The organism is Nitrosomonas oligotropha (genome assembly GCF_900106555.1).
GTDB lineage: Bacteria > Pseudomonadota > Gammaproteobacteria > Burkholderiales > Nitrosomonadaceae > Nitrosomonas > Nitrosomonas oligotropha_A.
This window is the reverse complement of sequence record NZ_FNOE01000054.1, coordinates 1-7,941: the sequence shown is the minus strand read 5'-3', so window position 1 is coordinate 7,941 and position 7,941 is coordinate 1. Positions and strand designations below refer to the sequence as shown.

Annotated in this window: 5 protein-coding genes; 4 read left to right on the top strand and 1 reads right to left on the bottom strand. The window is 39.6% G+C overall.

Going from position 1 to position 7,941, the window contains the following annotated elements:
• Window positions 1-774: 774 nt before the first annotated feature.
• The 4 genes from BLU57_RS15255 (at window position 775) to BLU57_RS15240 (ending at window position 7,434) form a co-directional block, all read left to right on the top strand.
• A complete protein-coding gene (locus BLU57_RS15255; RefSeq protein ID WP_090322769.1) occupies window positions 775-2,802 on the top strand; it encodes an acyltransferase family protein in 2,028 nt (675 codons plus the stop codon).
• Window positions 2,803-3,189: 387 nt separating this feature from the next.
• Window positions 3,190-4,437: a polysaccharide pyruvyl transferase family protein gene (locus BLU57_RS15250; RefSeq protein WP_090322767.1), complete on the top strand. Its 1,248-nt coding sequence runs from the start codon at window positions 3,190-3,192 to the stop codon at window positions 4,435-4,437.
• A 217-nt stretch (window positions 4,438-4,654) separates the two neighbouring features.
• Window positions 4,655-5,881: a hypothetical protein gene (locus BLU57_RS15245; protein WP_090322764.1), complete on the top strand. Its 1,227-nt coding sequence runs from the start codon at window positions 4,655-4,657 to the stop codon at window positions 5,879-5,881.
• An 8-nt stretch (window positions 5,882-5,889) separates the two neighbouring features.
• A complete protein-coding gene (locus BLU57_RS15240) occupies window positions 5,890-7,434 on the top strand; it encodes a lipopolysaccharide biosynthesis protein (protein WP_176776476.1) in 1,545 nt (514 codons plus the stop codon).
• A 108-nt stretch (window positions 7,435-7,542) separates the two neighbouring features.
• Here BLU57_RS15240 and BLU57_RS16965 read toward each other — a convergent pair whose 3' ends face one another.
• On the bottom strand, window positions 7,543-7,767 hold the full coding sequence (locus BLU57_RS16965) for an integrase core domain-containing protein (RefSeq protein WP_371113164.1): 225 nt from the start codon (window positions 7,765-7,767) through the stop codon (window positions 7,543-7,545).
• Between the last annotated feature and the right edge of the window lie 174 nt (window positions 7,768-7,941).

Below are 7,941 nucleotides of genomic sequence, written 5' to 3'. Positions count from 1 at the left end.
ACCGCTTCCAATTTGTATTCCAGTGTATACGAAGCTCTCTTGACCTTTTCTGCTTTCATTTCTTCGTCTCCTTAGCTTCTATAGTTTAACCTCAGTTAAGAAATACGTTTCTACAGGGCAAGGTCACCTGTGTTCATGTCGATAAAGCGTATTGCAATCAGAAGTATTGCGATGCTTTGAGAATGCAGTATTAGAAACGGTATTCAGAGTCAGATCGCGAAGAACAATCCATTGACACGGCGGCAGTTACACGCAACAATCTGATCACAAAAGCTCGTTATGTTGTAGAATGCGCCTTTGGCGGCCAAGTGCATTGGTTCAGTGGTAATATGTTCGTAATAGAGGAAATACTGGTACATGCTATTGGCGATGGCGTATATTTAAAAAGGCCACCCCGGCTCTTTGCCAATAGTTGAATAATCACGCAAGCATAGGGATATCGCACACTCTCAACCGTTCAATTCAGGTTGATAGCAATACTTCTTGTTTGCGAGAAAAAATAAAATAACCGATAACTTACAAATAAATTTTAATCTACACTGAGAAAAGAAATTTGCGTGATTTTGTACAGGTCTAAGAATATTCTGGTCTTTTTTGTATATCTTTTTAGCGGCGATGAATTTGCCAACTAACTGTCACAGCTTGTCAAATAATGTTAACTTCTTTAGTCTAGGTTTAGAAGTTTTATTTATACTCGAAAATTCCGCTTAGCTTGGTCTATGAAGTATGTCTCAAGTATATTAAATGACCATTGCGACTTAGATCGTTAATTTGATGACAAAATCAAAAGAGCACTTATCACATCCAAAGTATCGTCCAGATATCGACGGTTTAAGGGCTTTTGCCGTACTCTCTGTCATCTTGTACCACGCCTTTCCTTCAAAGATTGAAGGCGGTTTTGTTGGTGTTGATATCTTCTTCGTAATATCAGGATATCTCATTTCTACGATTATTTTTACGAATCTTGAAAGAGGTACTTTTGGTTTTGCGGAGTTTTACATAAGACGAGTTAAACGCATCTTTCCAGCGCTATTGTTGGTACTGTTTTTCTGCTTTATCTTTGGTTGGTATGTCTTGCTTGAAGATGAGTTTAAGCAACTAGGAAAGCACATATTTGCTGGAGCGGGATTTGCAGCTAACTTTGTTTTGTGGAGCGAGAGCGGATACTTTGATAATGTTGCTGAATCTAAACCGCTACTACATTTGTGGAGCTTAGGGATTGAAGAGCAGTTCTATATTATCTGGCCCTTACTGATTTGGGTGGCTTGGAAAAGTAGGTTTGGATTGCTACTGATTACCTTAAGTGTTTTTCTTATTTCTTTTTCACTGAATATCTATGGCATTGGAAATAATATGGTTGCAACATTTTACTCTCCTTTGACTAGATTCTGGGAACTATCAGCAGGAGGTATTCTTGCGTATTTAACTCTGCATAAACACATCAATACTACAAGATTAACGGCTACACAATCCAACACGATCTCTATTACAGGTTTCGCTCTTCTACTGTTGGCTGTGTTTCTTACAAGGCCCGAAAACGAATTCCCTGGTTGGTGGGCACTTTTGCCTGTTACCGGCTCTGTATTAATGATTGCAGCGGGTGCTAAGTCATGGCTTAACAGTAAGATTTTTTCGAATAAACTAGCAGTTTGGTTTGGCTTGATAAGCTTTCCACTATACCTTTGGCATTGGCCGCTACTTTCCTTTGCTCGAATAATTGAGGGTGCCACACCTGATCGAGTTGTTAGAGGTGCTTTGGTTTTATCTGCGGTGTTACTTGCTTACCTGACTTACGAGTTTGTTGAGAAACCATTACGCTTTGGTTCGGGTAGTCGAAAAAAGATTATAGGATTGAGTATTTCTATGATTGTACTGGGAGTGATGGGGGCTGGGGTTTATAAGCTTGAGTTACTCTCAAGCACAAGACTCTCATCATCAGTTGATCCGCAAATTTTAAAAGCTATTGGTGACTGGGAGTATCCCCATGGCTTAAAAAAGGAACAAACTTCAGGTATTGATATTTATGTGAATCGATCTACTAATCCTGAGGTGGTATTATTCGGAGATTCTCACATTGAGCAATATGGACCACGAGTAACGTTACTAACGAAGGATGGTAAATCTAAAGACATTGCTTTTATTACAGAAGGAGGATGTCTTCCGATTCCTAAAGTATACGAGGATTTGCATCAAAATTGTCGAGGATTTACTGATAAATTTGAGGGATTCTTACGTGAAAATAAGTCGGTAAAAACTATATTGATCGGAGCTTGTTGGAATTGTTATTTTATAACACATACATTAGTATCGCGAGCGTTTGACGACAAATACGATTATTATTATAGAGATGGCGAACATATTGAAAAGTTTAGAGGCGGATTGGGAAAAGATAAGTCACTATTTGAATTTAGAGATTTTGTCAAAAAATTGTCTAAAAATTATTCAGTTTATGTGCTTCTCGATAACCCATCTGGAAAAGAGTTTAATCCATCGGAAATGATAGGTGAGGGTGGCAGCCGACGTTCTCTTACATTCTCATTTGATAGAAAATATGATGTGAAGATAATCTCGAATACTTTCCCTAGAGATAGTAGACAAACTTCGCTTGAAGATGAGATGAAGTTGCTACTTAGTGACTCAGGCGTCGTTGTTTTAAAACAAAGTGAGTTGATTTGCCCGATGATTAATATTTGCTCATCATTTGATTCATTAGGGAGGCCAATCTATAAGGATGGGAATCATATCCGCCCTTTTTACATTCGTGAGAAGATGGACGTGATTGATTCTGTAATTCTTAAATAAATGATTTGATTAATCAGTTTCGGGATGACTGTACTGCGTCTTTAAAATACTGGAGAGTATGGCGCGCGTATTACCATAATGATTAATGGTCTCATGAGTCGCTTAGTGGGCTTCTACTCATCTTTTTCCCCACAAGTTCTCAAATTATTACCTCTTACTTACTTTAATTTTTTTAGACTTATTAATAAATCTTTTGACACTTGATTAACTCTAGTTCAAGGTTTTCCTACAAAAGTTCTGATCGAGTCTTTCGATAAGCTCAGGATGAGCGGTAACTTGCCGATTACAAATTGGTCTTGTTAAATGATCAACACACTCAGAATTTCTTTATTTATTATTTAGTATATTTCTTCAAATTCTAATTTATAAATATTAATAGTGGTCGAAATGAAAAATCAATATTATTTGTTAGGTCACGGAACACTTACAAACCGGGGATGCGAAGCACTGTTACGTGGTATTTCTACCATTATTCGTGAGCTGCAACCAGATGCTGAGTTCCTTGCGCCTAGTAGCAATCGAGAAAAAGACCAAGAGCAACTCGCAGACCCTGATAAAATGGGAATAAGGTTCATACCGGCTTATCGCATACCTTTATATTTCAGGGTCTGGATCAGATTGCAGAAAACCGTTCCCAACCTAAGGCGTGTGTGGATTCCAACACCGGGAATTCCCAAAGATGTCCGGCAAGGTTTGCGTGATACTACTGCTGGAATTATGACGGGGGGCGATGTTCTTTCTCTAGATTATGAAGTGCCTTCTTTAATTAAATTTGTGGGACAAGCAGAAAGCTATATGGCTGATAAGCATCCGCTGTATTTGTGGGCTGCGTCGGTTGGTCCTTTTGAATCTGAGCCTGATTTAGAGAGATACATGAGGCAACATCTTGCAAAATATTCCGGTATCTCAGTACGTGAAACATCGAGTCAAGATTATCTCGAGAGATTAGGATTGCGTAATGTGAAGTTAGTGGCTGATCCTGCTTTCATTATGATGCCAGAGCCTTGGGATATCTCGGCCATACTTCCTTCCGAACTCGGCGAAGGGATACTTGGATTTAATGTTAGTCCCCTGATCAAAAGCTTTCGTAATAATGACTCTCATGTGTTGGAAATGGAAAATGCGGTGTTGGATTTCTTTCAAGATGTGATTAAGCGGACGGATCTATCTGTCGTACTGATACCGCACGTGGATAGTATCGACGGAAGTGAGAGGAATAGTGATTTCCATTATATGCAGCGTCTGATCAATCGAGTTGCTTTACCATCTGGAACGGTTGCAGCCCGGATTAGACTAGCGCCGCGCGACATGAATGCTGTACAGGTCAAATATTTGATCTCTCGGTGCCGTTTCTTTGTCGGAGCCCGTACTCATGCGACTATTGCAGCGTGGTCTACTCATGTGCCTACTGTATCTATTGCTTACAGCGTTAAAGCCATTGGATTAAACACTGATTTATTCGGTGATTTACGATATGTGATTCGGACACCAGAGCTTTCTAGGATAGCTTTATGGGAATCCTTGGAGAGAATGCGTGCCGAAGAGCGTGAAATTAAGGCTTTATTGGAACAGCGTATTCCAGAGTGGAGGCAGCGCGCTCGTTCTGCTGCGGATCATATGATTTCAGTCTGCTGATTTCACCTCAGTTCATTGTACTTTTACAGTTCTATCGATTGTTATAGTCACTGTGTATTGATTAATCCGTTAAGTTTCATAAGAGAATCTGCCGGTTTGTAAACTGCGAATATGTTATTCATGAATCTTGCTGCATCAAATTCCTTAGATATGAGATAGAAATGGCTGTATTAGATCGCCTAACGGAGTGTTGAGCGTAGTTGAAATGGGAGAGTAAATGAAAATTTTTAATTTAAAGACAATTAAAGATAATTACGAAGTGAAGCTTTCTGTCTCAATTGAAAGTGAACAACTAGGACTCAAAGAGCTTTGGTTTTTAACTACCGAAAAATATGCTCATGGTTTGTGCTGCAATAGATTGGATGGTTTTCTGGTTGGTATGATTTTTCCCGCTATGCAATATGGGGAGGATATTCATTTGGAAGGATGTGTTTCCAAAAAACTGCTATTCAATTTGAACAATTATGTCATTCCCTTATTGATGGTGTTTTCGCCTTCGGCTAAGCAAATAAAAATCACTGCAGATGAGATCAGTACCGAGCGATTGAATTGTCGAGGTGTTGGTACAGGTTTTTCAGGAGGGGTCGATTCTTTTTGCACCATTTATGATCGCTATGAATTGGAAAAAGATCCTGATTATAAAATCAATAGTTTTCTTTTCCTGAATGTTGGATCACATGGTTCAGGAAATACGGAAAAAGAGAGGATATTCGCACGCACCAAGTACCATAATCGCTACCAATACCTAAATACTTTTCCAAATGAGCTTGGTCTTGATTTTATTCCTTTAGATTCTAATCTTCATGATTTTCATCCATGGGGGCATCAACTGACTCATTCGTTAACAACGGTTTCCGGTGTTCTTATCATGCAGAATTTGTTTGGTAAATACTATTTTGCATCAACGGGTTTTTCCTATTTGGAGCTATTAAAATATTATGAAGCTTATCTGAATAGAGATGTCGCGATATTTGATCCGGTTCTTCTTCCGTTGCTTTCAACCGAATCATTAGAGTTAATTCCAGATGGGACCCCATATTCTCGGATAGAGAAAATACGGCATATAGTTAATTATGAGCCAGTTCATCGCTATTTGAATGTGTGTGTAGGAGTGCAAGAGTCTCACGAGAATTGTTCTGTTTGCGCTAAGTGTTCTCGAACATTGATGACTCTAGATTCGATCGGCAGGATGAATGAATTTGCTAATCTTTTTGACATAAAAAAGTATAAGAAGCAAGCCGAGCTAAGGTATGTCTGTCAGCAAGTTCTGCTACAACATAAAGATCCATTTGCCCGGGCCAGTATTAAATTGGCCAAAGAGAATGGCGTGAAGCTTCCTTCCTGCTTGGTGTGTTACATTTTCATCTCTTTGATTAATATAGTAAGAGCTAGTTTGCCGCCAACCATGATTGCCAAGATTAAAACAATATTAAAACAGAATTAGGTATAGCGTTGAGTGTAGTCAAGCAAATAATAAGGAATACCTTTACAGGATGGTTAGCGGTTGGTGTCCGTGGTGCGCTTGCACTAATTATAGTGCCGTTTCTACTAAGCCGGTTAGGCAAGGAGGGGTTTGGTTTAGTCGGGTTGCTCGGTGTAATTGTCAGCATGGCTGTAGTAGCGGATTTGGGGTTACGAAGCGCATTGGGACGTGAATTGACGGAACAAGTTGCACGTAATGACCGGCAAGCTTTCAGTGAGCTGGCCAGTACAGCATTGGTACTGTATCTTTGTATTGCTTGCCTTCTCGGATTCATTGGGTGGATGCTTGCACCATGGACTGTCGAAGCTTTGAAGGTTTCCGAATCACTGCAGGGAGATGCTATAACAATGATTCGGCTCTATGGAACGCTGTCTATCCTCTTTTCCTTCATTACACCGGTTTTTTCTGCAGCACTTTCCAGTTATCATCGATTTGATGTAATCAATTCGGTGCAGATGATTAGTGGGATCATATCCAGCATAGCGCTTCTAATTATTATTCCAGTCGTCGAGAGTCCCCTATATGGCTGGGTCGGTGTCATGCTGACATCTGAGGCCATCGTTTTAGTACTGACTGTTGTTTTTTTTCATAGATTTTGCGAAGGTGCAAAAATAAATATCCATTTTTTAAATGGAAAACGATTGATTCCTTTGTTTCATTTGGGGGGGTACCTCTATGTTATACAGCTCGCTCAGACGCTTACGAATACAGCGAATTCGATTGTTTTATCATCATTCATGGGACCAGTGGGTGTCGCTTTATATCAGCCAGCATCAAAGATTTCCGCGATGTTCAATCCAATAGTGATGACACTTACCGAACAACTCTATCCACTGACAACAAAGTTTCATACCACTGAAAATAAAGAGAAGCTTCAGAAAACATTCTGTTTGGGGGCGAAATATACTTTACTGCTGGGTAGTCTAGTCTCAGCATGTATTTTTATCTTTGCGGAACCAGTCGCGCGATTATGGCTCTTTGATTCATTGGGCGAAGATTATTTGATTGTGGTGCAAGTGATGCAAGCATTTGTAATTGTGGATTTAATGACCTACGCATCGGGAACGCAATGGCCTATCCTTCTGGGGATGAGAAAGTTACAATTTTTGGCGATTTTGTTAATTTTGACCGCTATTCTGAATATTGCAGTCTCAATTTATTTTGTGGGATTTACAACAGTAGGAGTCGTTGGCGTTCTGTATGGCACGATCATCAGTAAGCTGATCAGAATAGTATTGCTGAGTATTTACGTGGTCAGATTAGTAGAAATTCGCATGCTCAGTTATCTGCAGCAATCAATTATCGGACCTGTATGGTGTTTACTTCTTTCGGGAATTACTGGAACAATTTTAATGCAGAATTTTTCATGTAATTCGTGGATTGAACTAATATTTATGGTCGTAGTAACATTTATGATATGGATTGGCAGTTGTTGGTTCATCGGACTCAATGCAATAGAGCGCCAACATATCTTAATGACGGTAAAGAAAATTTATCAGAAAAAATTTTCTTGAACTCTAATACCCGATAAGTTCCTGTTTTGAGTTTTCGAAAATAGGCTCGTTCATGTTAGAGATACAAGCTTCAAGTCTGCTTGCAATAATAAATAGCTGTAAGAAATCTCAGAGTTGTTTACAGATAGGTTGATTGAAATAAGCGTTGAGTATTTCATAAGGGGTGGCATTATTCAAACTCTTATGAGGCTTAACGGTATTGTAGAAATTAATGAAACGGAGAAGCTGAATGTGCCGATCGGCGCAGTCTTTAAAGTGAATCTTGCTGTGCCACATATCCATCAGGGTGCGGATAACCCGCTCAGCTTTACCGTTGGTTTGCGGACGATTGATGCGGGTAAACTTCTGACCGATACCGTGCTGCCTGCAAGCTTTGACGAAAGCGTGGCTGTCAGTTCCTTTAAATTCTTTACCGTTGTCAGAATAAGCATAGTCGATCTGGTAAGGACATTGAGCAACAGTGCTTGTGAGAAAGCAAGCTGCACTATGCTGGGTTTTATCGGGAAG